This window comes from Luteolibacter sp., assembly GCF_058122085.1.
The window spans coordinates 1-3,172 of the sequence record NZ_JBIKBQ010000214.1 but is presented as its reverse complement, the minus strand read 5'-3'; the positions used below and the strand labels follow the sequence as shown (position 1 = coordinate 3,172).

3 protein-coding genes are annotated in these 3,172 nt (G+C 53.4%); all 3 read right to left on the bottom strand.

Annotated elements, in window-relative coordinates; all coding sequences use genetic code 11:
* Nucleotides 1-609 (bottom strand): DUF1318 domain-containing protein (locus tag AC4DF4_RS18790; RefSeq protein ID WP_490049629.1); only part of this gene is annotated, 609 nt, incomplete at its 3' end.
* On the bottom strand, nt 606-1,316 hold the full coding sequence (locus AC4DF4_RS18785) for an Ig-like domain-containing protein (protein WP_490049628.1): 711 nt from the start codon (nt 1,314-1,316) through the stop codon (nt 606-608). The genes AC4DF4_RS18790 and AC4DF4_RS18785, both read right to left, overlap by 4 nt.
* Before the next feature lie 20 nt (nt 1,317-1,336).
* The coding region (locus AC4DF4_RS18780; protein ID WP_490049627.1) for a hypothetical protein at nt 1,337-3,172 on the bottom strand (1,836 nt) is incomplete at its 5' end.

Here is a 3,172-nt window from a genome sequence, read left to right as displayed (position 1 = left end):
CAGACCGTCGACTCCCTCAGCCAAGAGTCCTTTGCGTTTGAGCTCAGTCGCCCAGGGAAGGCGTTGTTGCATACGTTCAGTAACACTGCGGGCGTTTTCCCAGCTGGTGGAGTCCTCCGGGCGTGGCGCATTTACATTTCCTGAAAGTAGAAGCCGTTCTCTCTGGTCAAGCTTTTCGAAGGTCAACTGGAGCAAATCCTGAAGGGAAAAGACTGGAGTAGGCCATGCCTCGACCAACAGTTTGGTACGGGGGTCTTCACGGAGAATGCCCGGAATCAGCCGTGTCCAATAGAGTTTCATGCGTTGGGCGCCCATTTCTTGCCAAGAGGCACCAGAGCCCGCCTTCCGAGCCATTTCGCTGTAGAGAGACTGGCGGTCATTGTTTTCTGCCGAGACCAGTTGCTCCAAATGAGCAGGGAGCGGTTCTCGATGGCGGTTGGCGGCCACGAGGCCCACCGCGGTCTCATAGATGAGCTTGTGGCGCAAGGCTTCCTCCAAAGTAGGCTGCCTCCCTTGGAGAGAGGCAGCCAGCGTGGCTAGATCAAGCTGTTGTGAATGGCCGGCAGCCAGAAGCAGGCCAAAGGCACCGGCAAACGCGGCAAGCTTCATTTCGTGGTAGTGATGGTGGACCGATCGTAATAGTCGTCTAGGATTTTCCAGGGGTCGTCAGTCACTTCTGCTCGGAGTGCGATTTCAACCTCGGGATATTCAGGGTCATTGCTATGGATAACCAGACGACCCGCGGCCTGCCCGCCAGAACTGCCGGAGAAGGCAATCCGCACATTCTCATTGCCGCCTGGTGCGATGAGTAGGGCGTCTTGATCTACACTGAACAAAGAAGGCGCAGCATCCAAATGACTGATTCTGAGCTGTCCTCGGCCTTCGTTTCGGATGAGTATCTCCCGGGTTGCGGACGCGCCTACGTCCAGCGTGCCGAAGTCCACTTCGCGGGTCAGGCCTGCGATTTGGGGTTTCAGGCTTCGTCTGTAGAGATAGACGGTCAGTACCCCGATGAGGACAACAGCCGAGGAAACGATCAGGACAGCTTTTACAGCACTGGAGGAGGTGGTGCCACTCTTCCTAGCCGGTCCACCGGCGGGGCCAGCCATCTCAGAGGGCATCTCCCCGATGGGCTTCAAGGGTTTCTTGCACTCCGGATGCGGGCACGGCGGAGGAAAGGGCTGCCCCTTGAGTTCCGCCAAAGTAAAGAGCACCTGGTTGTTGGGGGGCGACTGACTCCCGATTTTGCAAGGAGGCTCCCCCTTGGCGGGATCGCCATATTTGTTTTCGCAACGAAAGCGGTACTGCTTGGCCATGGTTTCGGTCTGGTCGATGGTTAAACTTTATTCAGGCTTATGGATAGACTGGAAGCCTCCACACAAGCGTCGTTATAACGTTTGTAACCTGAATCAGATTCTTTGCCGCCACGGGCTACAAAAACCTGACCAGAACGCTCCTCGAGCGCTTCTTTTTTAGCGTTACGTTTGGCAGTCGTGTCCAAGGTAGCTGAGGCTTTGTCAAGAACCTGCCTCTTCAACGCTGGCAATACCTTGGGCATAAAGTGCTCTTCATATGCGTTGAGCAACACTACTGCCGTCAAGGCTAATTGGAACTCTCCTCGGGCGGATGGATACGCGACCTTGGCCGCTTCGCGATGCTCTGGCTTGCATTTAATTCCCAATTCTAGCATATTAGCTATCCTCCCATAAGCGTCTTTCTCTCCAAGAACCACATCCCAGTCATCCAGTTCCGCTCCTTCCACTACATGAAGAAGATCGAGTTCCGAAGCGAGAACCAAGTAAGGCAACGCCTCCTTTTTCAAGGCTGCATCGTCCTTCTTCATTAGATCCGGAAGTTCCGACTTATGAGTTTCACCAAAATGGAGGAATCGCGTGTTTTCCGGATCTTCATCAAGTTTTGTTTTGAAGCGTTGACTAAGCGCCACTACGGGCTGCACCATACGCAAAGGGAAAAAGTGTACCGTCGAGAGAAAAACTATCTCAGATGTATTCCGTTCCTCTGGTATATCGACGATTTTAATAATTCTGTTGCGATTTCCCTGCATTTGAACCAAAGCCAGACAAAACTCGTCTCGAAACGGCGAATTTCCTAGCTCTGCGCATTGCGGCACGAAGACTGTGCATCGGTGAATCGGTTGTTGTGGCACGGGGTGCTCAGTGGGCTGAGCACTGGGATCAAAAGCCAGGGAAGGCATGGCTTTCTCCATGATTTCGTTGAGTTGGGCCCGCAATGCGCCGGAAACAAGCCCCCCGTGGTCGTCTGCAAGTTTCTTTACGATATTCAGTCGCAAGACGGGTTTGAAGGTGCTGTCCTGCCGCTGCTGAAACTGCCTATGAGCTTCAAGGCTAACTGTGTAGGATTCACGCTCAAATAAGTCCCGGAGTTCGCCAGTCACCTTGTTGCTTTGCGCATCATTGGAAAGCATCTTATCTACGAAGGCAAAGTCATGGGTCTGACCACGTGCGGCATGAAGAACACGCCGAAGTGCTATCACCAGCTCATCTGCCGTTTGCTTGTCCTTCTTGAAGCGTTCGACCGACTCCGTGATTTCGTCATAATCGACATACTGCACCAAGTCGCCTGACTGATCCGCCTTCTGATTAGGATCGGGCTTTTTTAACAGAGCGTTTGTCTCGTCGGTCCATTCCGTGGCCAATTGCTTAAACCACGTATCGACTTTGGTCACACGAGAATTGAGACCTTCGAGCAGGGGCAGGATCTTGCTGATCAGGCGATCCGCGTAGAGAGCGGCTTGCTTTTGTGTTTCGAGCAGATTCAGCCCTCGAGAGGCGTCGCAATATGCATTGAAGATTTCAACTTGTTTGCCGAACCAGGCAGACACTTTGCCCACTACCTGAAGCTCGGCCTCGTTGTAATCCCGCCGAGGCAGGAGTTTATTGCGCTCAACTTCAATTTCCGCCGTCAGCTTTCTAAATTCAGCCTGAAAGCGCTCCAGATGGCCCCGCGTGGAGGACACAATGGCGGAAAAATTGTCTGTGATGTGATGCTCATTGCCGGCAAGCCAGTCTTCGAGCAGCGAGCGCTCTAGAGCCGCTACGAGCTGACGGGCGCGCTCCGCAAGAATGTCGTCCTTTTTTTTGGGCTCAAAAAAATTAGCCTCCCCGGCTCCGCGGAAACCTTTTTCTAGAAA